Consider the following 16,799-nt stretch of genomic DNA (forward strand, 5'->3'; position numbering starts at 1 on the left):
CCGACGCCACACTCCCGAAAAGGCGGCCCCCACACCAGAAACAACCACCGCCCCCGCCACACCAACGCCCCCGCAACCACCCCCCACCCCCGACCACCGCACCGACCCCAGCCCCCCACCCGCAGCCCCCAGCCCGGCCCGTCAGTCCGGCCTCCGCTCCTCCACGTTGCGCATCATGCGGCGCAGGACTCTGACCGTCGTGGCGTAGTCCCCGTCGTCGATGCCCGCGTGGATCGTGGCGCGCACGGCCGGTACCTGTTCCTTGACCCGGGCGTGAGCCGCCACGCCCGCCTCGGTGATCGTCAGGCGGCCGGCCTCGTCGCGGGAGAGCAGGCCCCGTACGACCATGTCCTCGGTATCCGGTCCGAGGTCGTCCTGCGGCGCCAAATAGTCCCGCATCGCCTCGGTCAGCTCTTCGACCGTCCGGCCCGAGCCGTCCTCGGACAAGTCATCGACCGACAGGTGGCGCAGCGTCCAGTACTGGGGCTGAGAAAGGCCGACGGCCGCCAGCTCACCTCGTATGAAAGCAACGACCTTCTCGTGCGCCACATGCGTCCAGTAGGCGATCGGCTGTTGCGCCAGTTCAGCCTCGGAAAGTGTCTCCGAAAGCCCTTCGGACGGTGCCTTGACCTGTGCCTTCACTGCTGCCGTGACCAGCGTCTCGGAAGTCATAGCTGTGCGTCTCCACCTCTGTATCGACTCCGGTGCGTTCGGTGTCCTTCGCTGTCCTTGTGCCGTCCTTCGCTGTCCTTCGCTTCCTTCGCTGTCCTTCGCTCTTCGGAACGACAGCGGTGAAGCTACGACCTCAACTTCAGTTGAGGTCAACGCCCGCCCCCGCCGCCCGCCGGATCCCCAAAGCGTTTGTCCCGGCCCTTCCCGCGACGCCAGGATGGTCCCTGAGCACACACAGGCACCGAACCGTCACCCGGAGGTTCCCCCATGGCCACCCAGGCCCCGTACGCCACCACCGTCGAGCGGCGTGAAGGCCCGCACGGTGAAGTCGTTCTGCGGGAACGCGGAGAGCACTTCGAGATCATCGCCAACGGCTGCTTCCTGATGGACACCTCCGACGGACGCTCCGAGCGCCTCCTCGTCGATGCCGCCCTCGACGCCCTCGACGCCCCAGCCCCAGCCATAGCCCCAGCCACAGAGCCAGCCCCCGACCCAGCCGCAACCCCCCATCCGGCCCCCGCCGTCCTCATCGGCGGCCTCGGTGTCGGATTCTCGCTCGCGCGGGCCGCCTCGCAGAGGCGGTGGGGGCGGATCGTCGTCATCGAGCGTGAGCAGGCGATCATCGACTGGCACCGCGACGGGCCGCTGTCCCGGATCTCCGGTGAGGCGCTCGCCGATCCGCGATGCGAGATCATTCACACCGACCTGGTGGATTACGTCGGCGAAAACCGGATCGGGAGTGATGGTACGTACCAGGACACGTACGACGCGCTCTGCCTCGACATCGACAACGGGCCCGACTGGACCGTCACCGACGACAACGCCAATCTCTACTCTCCGCAGGGACTTGCGGGGTGCATGAGGCGGCTGAGACCAGGAGGAATCCTCGCCGTCTGGTCGGCGCAGCCGTCCCCCGCCTTTGAGGATGCGTTGCGGAATGCCGGATTCAACTTGGTTCGGACGGAAGAGATCCAAGTTGCCCGGGGCGTTCCTGACGTGGTCCATCTCGCGGTTCGCCCTGCGTAGCCGGGACGCAGTCGGTGCATCTACGCTGCTGCCCTACACGTGGGATAGAAGAGAACTCCCAGGGGCGGGGCAATGGAGCAGACACACACCAGCCACAACGGCCTCGCGGCCACTCCGGGCGCTCAGCGCCGGGTGCTGGTCGTCGAGGACGACGCGACCATCGTCGACGCCATTGCCGCGCGACTTCGCGCCGAGGGCTTCCAGGTGCAGACGGCCGTCGACGGCCCCGCGGCGGTGGACGCCGCCGAGGCGTGGCAGCCCGACCTGATGGTTCTCGACATCATGCTGCCGGGCTTCGACGGCCTGGAGGTCTGCCGCCGCGTGCAGGCGCAGCGGCCGGTGCCGGTTCTGATGCTCACGGCGCGCGACGACGAGACCGACATGCTGGTCGGGCTCGGGGTCGGCGCCGACGACTACATGACCAAGCCGTTCTCCATGCGCGAGCTGGCGGCCCGGGTGCACGTCCTGCTGCGCCGCGTCGAGCGGGCGACGATCGCCGCCTCGACGCCGCGCAGCGGCATCCTTCGCCTCGGCGAGCTGGAGATCGACCACGCCCAGCGCCGGGTGCGGGTGCGCGGTGACGACGTACACCTGACGCCGACGGAGTTCGACCTGCTGGTGTGCCTGGCGAACACGCCGCGCGCCGTGCTCTCGCGCGAGCAGTTGCTCGCCGAGGTGTGGGACTGGGCGGACGCGTCGGGCACCAGGACCGTCGACAGCCACATCAAGGCGCTTCGGCGGAAGATCGGCGCGGAGCGGATCCGTACGGTCCACGGAGTGGGGTACGCACTGGAGACTCCGCCGGCATGACGCGGCAGGGGAACGGGCTGCGTCCCTTCTCGATCAAGACCAAGCTCGGCACGCTCGTGGTCGTCTCGGTCTTCATCACCACCGGTCTGATCCTGGTGGCACTCCGTACCAAGACGGAGCTGCGTTTCATCACGGTCTTCTCGGTCATCGCCTCGATGCTGATCACCCAGTTCGTGGCGCACAGCCTGACCTCCCCCCTGGACGAGATGACGACGGTGGCCAAGTCCATCGCGCACGGCGACTACACCCGGCGGGTGCGCGGCGCGGGCCGCCGCGACGAGCTGGGCGACCTGGCGGCCACCATCAACCGCATGGCGGACGATCTGGAGGCCGTGGACCGGCATCGCAAGGAATTGGTCGCGAACGTCTCCCACGAGCTCAGAACCCCCATCGCGGGGCTGAGAGCGGTACTGGAGAACGTCGTGGACGGGGTGTCCGCCGCGGACCCCGAGACGATGCGTACGGCGCTGAAGCAGACCGAGCGGCTCGGCCGGCTGGTGGAGACGCTGCTCGACCTGTCCCGGCTCGACAACGGCGTCGTACCGCTGAAGGCGCACCGCTTCGAGGTCTGGCCGTACCTCTCGGGGGTGCTCAAGGAGGTCAACGTGATCGCCTCGCAGCGCGGTCTGGCCTCCGGGTCCGGCAGTCATACGCGTACGGACGTGCATCTGCACCTGGACGTGTCGCCGCCCGAGCTGACCGCGCACGCGGACGTCGAGCGACTGCACCAGGTCGTCGCGAATCTGCTCGACAACGCCGTCAAGCACAGTCCGCCGCACGGCCGCGTCACCGTGCGGGCCCGGCGGGGCCCGCAGCCGGAGAGCCTGGACCTGGAGGTCCTGGACGAGGGGCCGGGCATACCCGAGTCCGAGTGGCACCGGGTCTTCGAGCGTTTCAACCGGGGCAGCCTGCCGGCGCCGCACGGTCCCGGCAGCGACGGCGGCACGGGGCTCGGCCTCGCGATCGCCCGTTGGGCGGTGGATCTGCACGGCGGACGGATCGGTGTGGCCGAATCCGCGCGCGGCTGCCGGATCCAGGTCACTCTTCCGGGGAAGCCCGTTACTCGTCAGTTGACGTAGGGTCGAACCGGAAGCACACGTTCTGCGTGTCATCCATTGGGGGTGCGGCCCAAAGTGGGCCGTAACCACGGTCCGTCCTACCCGGACCACAGCGGACTGCACCGGAACCCCGCTTGTTTCCCGCCATTCCAGGCGACGAAACCAGCTCTCCGATGTGACTTACGCGACGGAAGGCCCGCCCGGCCTGCACCTCCCGGCCGGGGAGGCGTAGCCTTTATTTCCGCTGTCCATCACCTTGCGAAGCGGAAGAGGGCGGTTAACGCCGTGTCGTCTCAGTCCCCCAGTAGCCCGAGCGTCTCGACCGACCAAGACGGGCAAGGGAAGAACCCTGCCGCTGCCTTCGGTCCCAATGAGTGGCTCGTCGACGAGATCTACCAGCAGTACCTCCAGGACCCGAATTCGGTCGACCGCGCCTGGTGGGACTTCTTCGCCGACTACAAGCCCGGTTCCACCCCCGCGGCGGAGAAGACCGCCACGCCCGAAGCCGAAGACGTGACCGGGGCCGCCGCACAGCCGGCCCAGGCCGTCCCGGCCCCCGCCGCGCCCGCCACCCCGGCGAAGCCCGCGGCCACCGCGCCGGCCCCCGCCGCGGCGAAGCCCGCGGCCCAGGCCGCGCCCGCCACGCCGGCCCCCGCCGCCAAGCCCGCCTCCGCCCCCGCACCGGCCGCCGCACAGCAGGCCGGCGCGAAGGCGAAGGCCGAGCCGAAGGCGGAGGCCGCCAAGGAGGCCCCCGAGGGCCCCGAGCTCGTGACGCTGCGCGGCCCGTCCGCGGCCGTGGCGAAGAACATGAACGCCTCGCTGGAGCTGCCCACGGCCACGTCCGTGCGCGCCGTCCCGGTGAAGCTGCTGTTCGACAACCGCATCGTCATCAACAACCACCTCAAGCGCGCCCGGGGCGGGAAGGTCTCCTTCACGCACCTCATCGGGTTCGCGATGGTGCAGGCCCTCAAGGCCATGCCGTCGATGAACTACTCCTTCGCGGAGAAGGACGGCAAGCCGACCCTGGTCAAGCCCCCGCACGTCAACCTGGGCCTGGCCATCGACCTGGTCAAGCCCAACGGTGACCGCCAGCTCGTCGTCGCGGCCATCAAGAAGGCCGAGACGCTCAACTTCTTCGAGTTCTGGCAGGCGTACGAGGACATCGTCCGCCGCGCCCGCGCGAACAAGCTGACGATGGACGACTTCACCGGCGTCACCGCGTCGCTGACGAACCCCGGCGGCATCGGCACCGTCCACTCCGTGCCCCGCCTGATGCCCGGACAGGGCCTCATCATGGGCGTCGGCGCGATGGACTACCCGGCCGAGTTCCAGGGCACCTCGCAGGACACCCTGAACAAGCTGGGCATCTCCAAGGTCATGACCCTGACCTCGACGTACGACCACCGGGTCATCCAGGGAGCCGCCTCCGGCGAGTTCCTGCGGATCCTCTCCAACCTGCTCCTTGGCGAGGACGGCTTCTACGACGACATCTTCGAGGCCCTGCGGATCCCGTACGAGCCGGTCCGCTGGCTGAGGGACATCGACGTCTCGCACGACGACGACGTCACCAAGGCCGCCCGCGTCTTCGAGCTGATCCACTCCTACCGGGTCCGCGGCCACGTCATGGCCGACACCGACCCGCTGGAGTACAAGCAGCGCAAGCACCCCGACCTGGACATCAACGAGCACGGCCTCACGCTCTGGGACCTGGAGCGCGAGTTCGCCGTCGGCGGTTTCGCCGGCAAGTCGATGATGAAGCTGCGCGACATCCTCGGTGTGCTCCGCGACTCGTACGTCCGGACCGTCGGCGTCGAGTTCATGCACATCCAGGACCCGAAGCAGCGCAAGTGGATCCAGGACCGCGTGGAGCGCCCGCACGCCAAGCCGGAGCGCGAGGAGCAGCTGCGCATCCTGCGCCGTCTGAACGCCGCCGAGGCGTTCGAGACGTTCCTGCAGACCAAGTACGTCGGCCAGAAGCGCTTCTCGCTCGAGGGCGGCGAGTCCGTCATCCCGCTGCTGGACGCGGTCATCGACAGCGCGGCGGAGTCCCGGCTCGACGAGGTCGTCATCGGCATGGCGCACCGCGGCCGCCTGAACGTCCTGGCGAACATCGTCGGCAAGTCGTACGCGCAGATCTTCCGCGAGTTCGAGGGCAACCTCGACCCGAAGTCGATGCACGGCTCCGGCGACGTGAAGTACCACCTGGGCGCCGAGGGCACCTTCACCGGCCTGGACGGTGAGCAGATCAAGGTCTCGCTCGTCGCGAACCCCTCGCACCTGGAGGCGGTCGACCCGGTCCTGGAGGGTGTCGCCCGCGCCAAGCAGGACGTCATCAACAAGGGCGGTACGGACTTCACCGTCCTGCCCGTCGCGCTGCACGGTGACGCGGCCTTCGCCGGCCAGGGCGTCGTCGCGGAGACGCTGAACATGTCGCAGCTGCGGGGCTACCGCACCGGCGGCACGGTCCACATCGTCATCAACAACCAGGTCGGCTTCACCGCCGCCCCGGAGTCGTCGCGTTCCTCGATGTACGCGACCGACGTGGCCCGCATGATCGAGGCGCCGATCTTCCACGTGAACGGCGACGACCCGGAGGCCGTGGTCCGCGTCGCGCGGCTCGCCTTCGAGTTCCGCCAGGCGTTCAACAAGGACGTCGTGATCGACCTCATCTGCTACCGCCGCCGCGGTCACAACGAGGGCGACAACCCGCAGTTCACCAACCCGCAGATGTACACGCTGATCGACGTGAAGCGCTCGGTGCGCAAGCTCTACACCGAGTCGCTCATCGGTCGCGGCGACATCACGCTGGAAGAGGCGGAGCAGGCGCTCCAGGACTTCCAGGGCCAGCTGGAGAAGGTCTTCGCGGAGGTCCGCGAGGCCACCTCGAACCCGGCTCCGGCCCACACCCCGGAGGTCCAGGCCGAGTTCCCGGTGGCCGTCGCCACGGCGGTCTCCCAGGAGGTCGTCAAGCGGATCGCCGAGTCCCAGGTCAACATCCCCGACCGGATCACCGTCCACCCGCGCCTGATGCCGCAGATGCAGCGCCGCGCGGCCTCGGTGGAGGACGGCACGATCGACTGGGGCATGGGCGAGACCCTCGCCATCGGCTCGCTGCTGATGGAGGGCGTCCCGGTCCGGCTGTCCGGCCAGGACACCCGCCGCGGTACGTTCGGCCAGCGCCACGCGGTGCTCGTCGACCAGAACACCGGCGAGGACTACACCCCGCTCCAGTACCTCTCCGAGGACCAGGCCCGCTACAACGTCTACGACTCGCTGCTCTCCGAGTACGCGTGCATGGGCTTCGAGTACGGCTACTCGCTCGCCCGGCCCGAGTCGCTGGTCATGTGGGAGGCCCAGTTCGGTGACTTCGTCAACGGCGCGCAGACCGTCGTCGACGAGTTCATCTCCTCGGCCGAGCAGAAGTGGGGCCAGACGTCCGGCGTCACGCTCCTGCTTCCGCACGGTTACGAGGGCCAGGGACCGGACCACTCGTCGGCCCGTCCCGAGCGCTTCCTGCAGATGTGCGCCCAGGACAACATGACGGTCGCGATGCCGACCCTGCCGTCGAACTACTTCCACCTGCTGCGCTGGCAGGTCCACAACCCGCACCACAAGCCGCTCATCGTCTTCACCCCGAAGTCGATGCTGCGTCTGAAGGCGGCGGCGTCGAAGGCGGAGGAGTTCACCACCGGCGGCTTCCGCCCGGTGATCGGTGACACGGCCATGGACCCGGCGGCCGTCCGCAAGGTCGTCTTCTGCGCGGGCAAGGTCTACTACGACCTGGAGGCCGAGCGGCAGAAGCGCGGCGTCACGGACACCGCGATCATCCGCCTCGAGCGCCTGTACCCGCTGCCGGGCAAGGAGCTCCAGGAGGAGATCGCGAAGTACCCGAACGCCGAGAAGTACCTGTGGACGCAGGAGGAGCCGGCGAACCAGGGTGCGTGGCCGTTCATCGCGCTCAACCTGATCGACCACCTCGACCTGGCGGTCGGCGCCGACATCCCGCACGGCGAGCGGCTGCGGCGCATCTCGCGCCCGCACGGCTCGTCCCCGGCGGTCGGCTCGGCCAAGCGCCACCAGGCGGAGCAGCAGCAGCTGCTCAACGAGGTCTTCGAGGCCTGATCAGCGCCTGTACGCCGAAGGGCCCGGCACCGCGACGATGCGGTGCCGGGCCCTTCGGCGTACTCCTGGCACAAACCGGAATCACCCCAGGTACGCCTCGAAGTCCCAGTACGGGCGGGTCCGCTGGCGTGCGGACAGGGTGTGCGGGTGCTGGGCGCCCAGGGTGCGGGTGAGGGTCAGCAGGGCGTCCGCCTCCACCTTGTCGGCCTCCTCGTGCTCGCGCAGGGCCCTCAGGTCGGCGGCGAGCGCCGTCTGGCAGGACAGGGTGAGCGGGTGCTCGTCGCCCAGTACCTGGCGGGACCTGCGCAGCGTGTCCCGGCTGAGGTCGGCGGCGTCCGCGACCCTGCCGTTGAAGTTGCGGCCGCCGGCGGCGTTGAGGGCGCAGCCCAGTACCCAGGGGTGGTCGGCGCCGAGGGTGGCGGTCAGGCCCGCGAGCGCGGACTCGAACATGGACATGGCCTCGCCCCGGTCGCCGGCCGCCTGCATCACCAGTCCGGTGTTGGCGAGCATGCCGGTGGCGACGGGGTGGGCGGGCCCGAGGAGCGCCCGGTACCCGGCTTCCGCCTCGGCGATCAGGTCCTTGGCCCGGTCCAGGTCGCCGTGCTCGCGCTGGAAGTTCCCGTAGTCGTTGATGAAGGACAGCGTGGTGTAGTGCGTGCGGCCCTGCACCTGCTCCATCTGTTCCATCAGGCTGTCCATCAGCATGCCGATGTCCTGCGGGAAGCCGCCTTCGCGGCGCCGGGCGAGGGCGAGCTGCTTGCGCGCGGACAGGGTCTGCGGGTGCAGCGGGCCGAGGATCTGCACATGGAGGCGCACCACCGGCTCCTGCCGGGCGACGGCGTCGCGGTACAGGCCCAGCAGCCGCAGGCCGTGGGCGATGGCGTTGCCGGAGTTGAGCGTCGTGATGTGCCGGGCGCGCAGGACGTTCTCGCGGCGGCTGAGGGTCTCCTGGTCGAGTTCGTACGCTTCCCGGTAGCGCCCCAGCAGGCGCAGCCCGACACCGAGGTTGTGCCGTGCGCTGAGGGAGATCAGCTCGTTCTCGCCGAGCAGCCGTTCCGCGTCCTGGAGCACCTGGCGCTGGAGCTCCAGCGCCTCGTCGTACCGGCCCAGCCGGCGGAGGCTGCCGGCCAGGCCGCTGTTGACGCTGAGCTCGCCGAGTTCGTCACGCGGCTCGGCGGCCCGCAGCCGCTCCCCCAGGGCGCGGCCCAGTTCGTACGCCTCACGGTTGCTGCCCGCGGCGAGCAGCAGGTTGGTCTGCTGCGTCGTCAGGTCGATCATCTGCTGGTCCAGCGGGTCCATGAACGCCGTCCAGTAGTTCCGGATCTTCTCGGCGAGCCGGGTGCCGGCCGTGAACTCCCCGCTGCGCACGCAGTAGCGCAGGCAGTTGAGTACGGCGGCCTGGACGCGGCTGTTGCGGCTGCTGAGCGCGCCGGACGGTTCCAGGTGGGGCAGCAGCTCGGCGTACTGGGACCACTGCCTGCTGTCGAGCGGGTTGCCGGGGTCGGCCTCGGCGAGCAGGCTGCGCACGGCCTTGCGGTGGGCGTCGCGGTGCTCGTCGTTGGTGAGGCGGGAGACGATGTCGTGGACGAGCCGGTGCATGTGCACGGACTCCTGGTGCGGTCCCATCTCGGTGTTGAGCGGTCCCCGGCTCTCCCGGGTGAGCACCGAGTAGTTGACGAGGGTGTCCAGGGCGCGGGTCCAGGCGGGCAGGTCGGTGCTCATCCACCGCAGGTCCTCGGGGAGCTCGGCCTGCGGGTAGGCGCGGGCGAGTCCGAGCGGGATGCGGCCCGGGGCGAAGGACGCGCACAGGCTGAGCACTTCGACCGCCTGCGGCTGGGTGCGGCGGAGCCGGTTGATGAGGATCGACCACGAGGTCAGCGAGGAGTGCGGGAAGCCGTCGCCGACGGGCTCGTCGACGGCGGACAGCCTGCCCTCGCGGACCATGCGCAGGTACTCGGGGACCTCCATCCGGGACTCGCCGAGCCAGGAGGCCGCCTGGACGAGCGGCAGGGGTACGTCGCTGAACTCGGCGGCGACCTCGTCGGCCTGGGCGGAGGTGATGTGCGGGGCGCGGCGCAGCAGGTAGGCGGTGGACTCGGCGCGGTCGAAGGAGGGCACTTCGAGTACGTCGGTGTGGTCGCCCCAGCCCCGGTTGCGGGAGGTGACGATGGTGTGCCCCGGTCCGTGCGGCAGCAGGACGCTCGCGCCCTCGGTGTCGTCCCAGCCGTCGAAGATGACGAGCCAGCGGCTGTACGGATCACCGCGCCGCAGCGCGTCGCGCACGGCGCGGATGCGCTCGCCGGGTTCGCTTCCGCTGTGCAGGCCCAGTTCGGCGGCGAGCTCGCCGAAGCGGTCGCGCTGGATGTTGCGGTCGTCGGAGTTGACCCACCAGATGACGTCGTAGTCGGTGCTGAAGCGGTGGGCGTACTCGGCGGCGATCTGGGTCTTGCCGATGCCGGACATGCCCAGCAGGGTGCAGGCGGAGTCGCCGCGTTCGGCTTCGGTCAGGCGTGACTGGAGTTCGGTGAGGAGGTCGTCGCGGCCGGTGAAGCGGCCGTTGCGGCGAGGGACCTCTCCCCAGATCTCGGGGGGCGTGTTCGGGAACCGGGAGCTGGTGGCCGGGGAGCGGCGGCCCGTGCTGCGCCGGTACTCGATGCCGAGCCGGCCGAGGAGCCGCTCCTCGGCCTCCTCCTCACCGGTGCCCCACAGGCTGACGGGTTCGAGGACGGCCGTGGCGGGCGGCAACTGGCGGTTGGTGAGGTTGACGGCGGCGAACCGTTCGGCCTGGTCCGCCACGTACCCGCGCAGGACGTCGTTCCACTCGCCCGGGGCGCGGGGGCCCAGCTCGAAGAACCAGTCGTTGAGGACGAGCAGGATCCGGCCGGAGGACAGCAGGAGGTCACCGAGTGCTTCCTCCAGCGGCGTCTCGCGCGGCGGGTCCCAGCGCTGGAGCGTGACCCGGTGGCCGTGCGTCTCCAGGCGCTGCGCGATCCAGTTGGCCCACGGCCGGTGGTACCCGGGGAAGACCACGAGGAAATGCTCCGGCCCGTTGGGGCCGCCCCGGTCCGCCGCACCGCCCCCGCCCGACCGCCGCTGATCCGCCATCTGCACGTCTCCCTGTCTCGCGCCCTGTCCGCGCCCGCCGACCAAGCGTCACGGTCGCTTGACACAGTGTCACTCAAAGGCCGGTGGCGCCGCACCGAGGCTCGCGTAATGCTCTTGCATCCCTCCGGTGAACTGCCTTCCTTCGTTGGTCAGTTCATCTGATTCCTGGAGTATCGACAAGGCTTCCGCGACCTGTTCGCGGTGCTGTGCGAACTGCTCGCCCGCCCGGCGGCGCCAGGCGTCCGGGGAGGCGGGGCCGGTCGCGGCCCGCCGCCACAGGTCCATCAGGGCGAGGTGGGCGTACGCGCCCTGGAGCACGCCCACCACCGGCCTCGGGTCGGGGCGCCAGCCGACCCGGTGCAGCCCGTCGCCGCCCGGCCGGTAGAGCGGTACGCGCTCGTGCAGCGCGGCCATCTTGGTGTGGTGCGTCTCGTGGACCAGGACCTCGGCGAGTTCGCGGGGCCCGGCCGGCAGGGACGTCAGCACACCGCCCGGCGCGGCCCGCAGGGTGGCGCTCATCGGGTGCCGTCGGTCGTACGCCGTCGTGGTCACGGGGACGAGCGGCACGAGGACCCGCTGCATGGCGCGGATCTCGGCGGCCCGCCCGGGGTCGGTTCCGTCGATCAGCGCGAGGGCCCGCCGCCACAGGCACGGCCAGGGTTCCCGGGCGACGGTGGTCCGGTCGGCGGCGTGCATGGCGGCGGCGCCCATGCCGTGGGGCGGCACGCGGTAGGGGTGGAGGTCGTCGAGCACGGCGGTACCGCCGGCCAGGACCCGCAGGGCCGACCAGCCGGGCCCGCCGCCCGTCGGCCGGCCGCGCCCGGTGGTGGACCGCAGCAGGAGAGCGCCGGCCGGCCCGCCGCCGGTGATGCGCACGACGTGTCCGCGTGCGTGCAGTTCGGCCCGGTGGGCGGGGCAGCGCAGGTTGCCCAGGCCGGGCAGGGAGAGCAGCCCCGCCGGGGCGTCGAGGGTGATGCGCAGGTCGCAGCCCGCCCGCAGGGCCGCCGTGGCGGCGATGCTGCCGAAGTACGCGAGGTGCCGGTCCAGGGCCGGGCCCTCGGGGGCGGTGAGGGCTCCGGCCAGCCAGGCGCCGGTCAGCGGGTAGTCGAGGACCTCGCGGACCGGGGCGGGGTCGCGCCGCTCCGCGTGCTCCAGCAACTGCCAGTGGCGGGCGAAGCGCGCCCGCGCGGCGGGAGCGGCGGCGGCCGCCTGCCGGTCGAGGCGGGCCAGCAGCGACTTGAACAGCAGGAGCCGCCTGGCGTGCAGCCCGGCCCGCAGCGCGGTGGTCGCGGCGGCATCGGGCCGGGTGCGGGCGAGCCGGTCGACGAGGGCCGCGGGGACGGGCGCCCGGGTCATCCCGGTCCCCCTGCGGCGTTCCTGCCCATGTGGCCCGTGTGGCGACGCCGACCGGTTGGCAGTGCCACGCATCTGACCGGAAACCGCCGCTGCCCGGCGTCAGATCGGATCCGGCTCCGACCACCACGCCTCGGCGAGCTCCCACGGCTGGTCCAGCACCTGCCGGACCGCCTCAGCAAGTCCCGGGTCGTCCATGGTGCGCAAAGTCCGCAGGTCAAGCTCGGTGAGGTCGGGCACGGCCGGTGGCTGTCCGGCGTCCCGCCCCTGGCCGGCAACCACGGTGTTCCTGTGCGACACGCCCGACTCCCTCCTGCCGGCACCCGTCCCGCACGGCCGCAGCGGCTGCCCAGTTCTTCCCGACACCGGCGAAACAGAAACATGTTCGACCGCACTCCGGTCAGCCGGCCGTCGTCCCGGTGAACGGCCACCACGGCGGGGCCGGCCGGCGCGGGTCCGCCTCGGCGGTCCGCCGGTCGTCCGCCGGGCCGCCCGGCCCGTCGTCCGGTTCGGCCAGGCGCTCGATCCACTGCCGCGGCGCCCCGGCCTCCGCCCAGTCCACCGCGACGGCGGACGAGATCAGGCGCTGCCAGCGCTCGTGGGCCTCCTCGAACGCCCCGCGTGCGGCGCCGGTACGGCCCATGGACTGCAGGACGCAGCCCTGCGCGTACAGCGCCCGCGCCGCCGTCCGGGAGCCCGGCCGGTCGCCGTGCGCCTCGTCGGCGTCGCGGCGGGCACTCTCGTACGCCTGGAGGGAGTCGGACAGCAGCGTCGCGGAGGACACCTGGGCGAGTGCGAAGCGCACCCGGCCGAGCACCAGCCACGCCTCGGCCCGTACGGCGGTGTCCGTCAGCCGCTTCGCGGCCTCCTCCAGCAGGTGGCGCCCCTCGTAGAGGTCGGGGAGGAAGCCGATCCGCTGGAAGCGGAGCGCCAGCGCGCTGCCGAGCAGCAGGTGCAGTGCGCTGCGGGACGGCGAGCGGGCGGGCATCCCGGCGAGCGCCTCGCGCAGGACGCTCTCCGCCCGGCCCACGGTGTCCTCCCCGGCGGCCCCCGGGCCGGCGGTGGCGCGGCGCAGCAGTGACTCGCCCCATTCGGTGAGGAGTTCGCAGCGGCGGGTGCTGTCGGGAGGGGCGAGGCCGGAGGCGCTCTCGTACGCGCGGTCGGCGGCCTCGCGCTCTCCCTCCGCGTCGTACAGCCGGGCCTGGGCGGTCAGGCAGCGCAGGCGCAGCGCCGGGTCGTCGCCGGCGGCCCGGGCGGCGGCGGTCAGGACCTCGGCGGTGCCGGCGTACGGGGCGTGCGCGGCGCGCAGGGCCTCGGCGAGGTCGAGGAGGGCGGGGCAGCGGAGGCTGTCGGGGGCGTCTTCGGCGTCCAGCAGGTCACATCCCGTGCGGAGTTCTCGTACGGCGTCCTCGGCCCGGCGCCAGGCCAGCAGCAGCCGTCCCCGGCGCAGGTGCAGCGTTCTGCGGGACGCGGCCGGCCAGCCGGAGGCGTCGCCCGCGAGCGTCTCCAGGCCCGCGGCGAGGTGCGCCGCGTCGCGCGTCTCGCGCCACAGGGCGTGGTGTGCGGCGGCGAGTTCCAGGCAGGCGTCGGCGCGGCCCTGGGTGCCCTGGCCGGCTCGGTCGCGGGCTTCGGCGAGCGTCCGGGCGGCGCGCAGCAGCAGCTCGCGGCCCTGCTCGGTGCCGCGGACCGCCGGGGCGCCCGCTTCCGCGAGCAGCACCCGGCCCAGCACCAGCCCGGCCCGCGCCGCCCCGGTGCCGCTCCCGGGCGCCGGGGCCAGGTCGGGGCCGCCGGTGCGCAGCGCGGCCTCGGCGCGTTCGCGGGCGCGGCGCAGCAGGGACGGGTCGGCCTGGGAGCGCCACTGGCCCAGGAGGCGTTCGGCCTCGGCCAGCGGTACGGGGGTGATCAGGTCGGGCTGGTAGAAGCGCAGTACGCGGGCGGGGATCTCCGCGAACAGTTCGGGTTCGGCGCCCGGCCCGTCGTCCTCCCCGGGTGCCCTGTCGGGGCCCTGTTCCCACGGCAGGTCGGGGGCCGTCGCGTCGCCGCGCTCGGAGAGCCGGGCGGCGGCGAGCGCCGAGAAGTTGCGCGCGCCCTTGCCGAAGTGGCGTTCGACGTACGAGGAGCAGTGCTTGAGCACGAGCGCCGCGGCGTCCTGCCCCAGCGAGTTCAGCAGCAGCTCCTGCACACCGTCGGCGTAGACGTAGCAGGGCGACCCGGAATCCGGGTCCGGCCCGGGGAGCTGCCGCAGCAGCCCGCCGAGCAGGACTTCGGCGAGTTCCATCGGGCCGGTGTCGGGCAGCATGGCCCGCTGGACGAGCTGCATCACGGGCAGGGTGAGCGGCGCGGCCGCCAGGTGGACGGCGAGGCGGACGCCGCCGGGCGAGGCGTTCGCCCGGAAGGCGCGCAGGAGTTCGTCGGGGCCGCGGCCGGGCGGGAGGAGGGGCGGCGGTGCGAGTTCCCGCGCGGAGGGTCCCGCCGGTTCGTCGGCGGCGGCCCAGGCCGCCCAGCCGCGCACGGTGCTGCCGCCGTGGTCGGAGAGCAGCCGTGCCCAGGACGCGAACGCCTCGGGGGTCGGCGTCAGGACGGGCACGGGCCGCGCCGTCGCCTCCACGGGCTCCCACGGCTCCTCGTCGGGGACGAACGCCGTACGGCCGCCGGAACCCGCCGCCCGTACCAGCAGCCCCGGCTCGGCGGGCAGCGCGGTGCGGGCCCACAGGCGGGGCGGCAGGGGCTGTACGACGGCCAGCGGCGAGCTGCGCGGCCACTGGTGGATGAGGCGCTGGGCCCGGCCCTGCTGCCACAGCGGGCCGACGCAGTCGCTGACGACGAGGGTGAGCCTGCGGCCGGTGGGGTCGTGGAACTGGTCGGCGGGGCGCAGCCGCGTGTGCCCGCCGGGCCCGGTCGTCGTGCCGACGAGGGGCGGGCCGCCGTCCCCCGCGTCGTACAGCTGATGGACCTGTACGTCGCGGAAGACGCCGGACTGCTGGCAGGCCTGCCGCAGTTCCTCGACCATCCGCTCCCAGACGGCCATGGCGGGTCCGGCGTCCATGAGCAGCTGGATGTCCACCCGGCGGCGTTCGGAGGGGCGCAGCACGGGGCACAGGACTCCGGACATGGCGCTGCGTTCGGCTGTGGCGTCCTCGTCGAGACGCCCGTCGGCCGCCGGGCGGGTGGTGGTGGCCGTGTAGTGGCGCAGGGGCCGCAGGGCGCGTTGCAGGCCGAGCAGCCCGGGCAGCGCGGCGGCCGCCGGAGCGCGTACGGGGAAGGCCGGTCCGGCGTTCGCGGAGCCGCCGCCCGTCCGGCCGCCCCTCGGGCCCGGGGTGTAGAGCGACACGGGGCCGGGGCCCGGGGAGAGGCCGGGCGCACCGGCGTCGGCCGCGTCGGCGCCGGATTCGGGGCCGGCCGGCGCGGGCGGGAGGGCCCGCCCGTCACCGCGTGCGGTGTCCCCGCCCGGCTCCGCGGGGTCGCCGGGGACGCCCGTCGGCGTACGGCCCGACGGGAGCCACCGCGCCAGCCAGACGGCGTCCGCGACCTCCTCGGCCGTCGGGTCGAGGCCGCCGCGCCTCAGCCTGCCGACGAGTTCCCCCAGGTCCATCCGGCGCTCACCTCGGGCGGTCGAGTGGTCGCATGAGCATGTCGGCGATGCGCTCGCGGGTGACGCGCTCGGCCCGCGGGGCGTGCTGGGTGAGGTAGAGGGCGTTGAGCAGCTGGTCGGCGGCGATGATCTCGCCGGGTTCGCGGCCGAGGAACCGCTCGATCAGGTCGCGTCCCTCGGTCGCCGCCGTGCTGCCGAGGTGCGCCTCGACCATGGCGGTGAGCTGCTCCTCGCCGGGCGGCTCCAGCTCCAGCTGGATGCAGCGGCGCAGCAGTGCGGCGGGGAAGTCGCGTTCGCCGTTGGAGGTGAGGACGATGAACGGGAAGGTGGTGCAGCGGACCCGGCCGCCGTGCACCGGCACCTTGCGGCCGTCGTCGGTCAGGACGTCGACGACCGGTTCGCGGTCGGCGATCCGCTCCAGCTCGGGGATGGCGAACTCGCCTTCCTCCAGGGCGTTCAGCAGGTCGTTCGGCAGGTCCAGGTCGCTCTTGTCGAGTTCGTCGACGAGCAGGACGCGCGGCTGCTCGGACGGCAGCAGCGCGGTGCCGAGCGGTCCGAGGCGTACGTAGGACCCGATGCTCGAAGCGGCCGGGGGAGCTGCCGGCGTCCCGCCCTGCGCACGCTCCAGCTGGACGTCCTGGAGGCGGCCGATGGCGTCGTAGCGGTAGAGCCCGTCCTGGAGGGCGGTACGGCTGACGATCGGCCAGCGCAGAACGCGGCCGAGGCCGAGTTCGTGGGCGACGGCCTGGGCCAGGGTCGACTTTCCGGTGCCCGGGTTGCCGGTCACCAGCAGCGGGCGGCGCAGGTAAAGGGCCGCGTTGACGGCGTCGACCTCGGCGGGCCTCGGGTGGTGGTTCTCCACCAGGCGGCGCTGGACGCCCAGTCTGCGGGCGGCGCTGGGGTCGGTCGCCGAGGGGTCGGAGCTGTCGGCGTCCGGTCCCACGGCGGCGAAATCGCGCCACGGAGGCGGGCCGGGTAACCGCTGCACACCGTCGTGCGGCAGTCCCGCGCCGCGATAGATCCGCCAGTCTGTCACTGAGTCTCACCTCGCGGGTGGATGG

Annotated in this window: 10 protein-coding genes; 4 read left to right on the forward strand and 6 right to left on the reverse strand. The window is 72.3% G+C overall.

Annotated features, from left to right (window positions below):
• Positions 1-141: 141 nt before the first annotated feature.
• Entirely contained in the window at positions 142-672 is a 531-nt protein-coding gene (locus IE185_RS26155) for a winged helix DNA-binding protein (protein ID WP_229843701.1), read from the reverse strand.
• A 267-nt stretch (positions 673-939) separates the two neighbouring features.
• On the opposite strand from IE185_RS26155, the gene IE185_RS26160 reads away from it, so the two are divergent.
• From IE185_RS26160 to IE185_RS26175, 4 genes are all read left to right on the forward strand, one after another.
• Positions 940-1,698 carry a polyamine aminopropyltransferase gene (locus IE185_RS26160; protein WP_189716116.1) on the forward strand — a complete coding sequence of 253 codons (759 nt, stop codon included), beginning with the start codon at positions 940-942 and terminating at the stop codon, positions 1,696-1,698.
• Between the two features lie 72 nt (positions 1,699-1,770).
• Positions 1,771-2,508, forward strand: coding sequence for a response regulator transcription factor (locus tag IE185_RS26165; protein ID WP_138899046.1), 738 nt, complete (start codon positions 1,771-1,773; stop codon positions 2,506-2,508).
• Positions 2,505-3,587, forward strand: coding sequence for a HAMP domain-containing sensor histidine kinase (locus IE185_RS26170; protein ID WP_138899045.1), 1,083 nt, complete (start codon positions 2,505-2,507; stop codon positions 3,585-3,587). The genes IE185_RS26165 and IE185_RS26170 overlap by 4 nt, the downstream gene beginning before the upstream one ends.
• A gap of 264 nt (positions 3,588-3,851) precedes the next feature.
• Entirely contained in the window at positions 3,852-7,688 is a 3,837-nt protein-coding gene (locus IE185_RS26175) for a multifunctional oxoglutarate decarboxylase/oxoglutarate dehydrogenase thiamine pyrophosphate-binding subunit/dihydrolipoyllysine-residue succinyltransferase subunit (RefSeq protein ID WP_189716117.1), read from the forward strand.
• 81 nt (positions 7,689-7,769) lie between these two features.
• On the opposite strand, the gene fxsT is transcribed toward IE185_RS26175, so the two are convergent.
• From fxsT to IE185_RS26200, 5 genes are all read right to left on the reverse strand, one after another.
• Positions 7,770-10,793 carry an FxSxx-COOH system tetratricopeptide repeat protein gene (fxsT, locus tag IE185_RS26180; RefSeq protein WP_189716119.1) on the reverse strand — a complete coding sequence of 1,008 codons (3,024 nt, stop codon included), beginning with the start codon at positions 10,791-10,793 and terminating at the stop codon, positions 7,770-7,772.
• 69 nt (positions 10,794-10,862) lie between these two features.
• Positions 10,863-12,149 carry an aKG-HExxH-type peptide beta-hydroxylase gene (locus tag IE185_RS33735; RefSeq protein ID WP_170198312.1) on the reverse strand — a complete coding sequence of 429 codons (1,287 nt, stop codon included), beginning with the start codon at positions 12,147-12,149 and terminating at the stop codon, positions 10,863-10,865.
• A 99-nt stretch (positions 12,150-12,248) separates the two neighbouring features.
• Positions 12,249-12,446, reverse strand: coding sequence for an FxSxx-COOH cyclophane-containing RiPP peptide (fxsA, locus tag IE185_RS26190; RefSeq protein WP_138895876.1), 198 nt, complete (start codon positions 12,444-12,446; stop codon positions 12,249-12,251).
• 100 nt (positions 12,447-12,546) lie between these two features.
• Complete coding sequence (locus IE185_RS26195; protein ID WP_189716121.1) at positions 12,547-15,738, reverse strand: SAV_2336 N-terminal domain-related protein; 3,192 nt, start codon at positions 15,736-15,738, stop codon at positions 12,547-12,549.
• Positions 15,739-15,745: 7 nt separating this feature from the next.
• Positions 15,746-16,774: an AAA family ATPase gene (locus tag IE185_RS26200; protein WP_138895874.1), complete on the reverse strand. Its 1,029-nt coding sequence runs from the start codon at positions 16,772-16,774 to the stop codon at positions 15,746-15,748.
• Positions 16,775-16,799: the final 25 nt, after the last annotated feature.

The sequence above is a fragment of the Streptomyces chryseus genome, assembly GCF_014650755.1.
Classification (GTDB): Bacteria; Actinomycetota; Actinomycetes; order Streptomycetales; family Streptomycetaceae; genus Streptomyces; species Streptomyces chryseus.

Bases quoted from the DNA above. Each gene is read 5' to 3' on its own strand.
- IE185_RS26170 (WP_138899045.1), top strand. From the start codon at position 2,505: ATGACGCGGCAGGGGAACGGGCTGCGTCCCTTCTCGATCAAGACCAAG.
- IE185_RS26160 (WP_189716116.1), top strand. From the start codon at position 940: ATGGCCACCCAGGCCCCGTACGCCACCACCGTCGAGCGGCGTGAAGGC.
- IE185_RS33735 (WP_170198312.1), bottom strand. From the start codon at position 12,149: ATGACCCGGGCGCCCGTCCCCGCGGCCCTCGTCGACCGGCTCGCCCGC.
- IE185_RS26195 (WP_189716121.1), bottom strand. From the start codon at position 15,738: ATGGACCTGGGGGAACTCGTCGGCAGGCTGAGGCGCGGCGGCCTCGAC.
- fxsT (WP_189716119.1), bottom strand. From the start codon at position 10,793: ATGGCGGATCAGCGGCGGTCGGGCGGGGGCGGTGCGGCGGACCGGGGC.
- IE185_RS26165 (WP_138899046.1), top strand. From the start codon at position 1,771: ATGGAGCAGACACACACCAGCCACAACGGCCTCGCGGCCACTCCGGGC.
- IE185_RS26155 (WP_229843701.1), bottom strand. From the start codon at position 672: ATGACTTCCGAGACGCTGGTCACGGCAGCAGTGAAGGCACAGGTCAAG.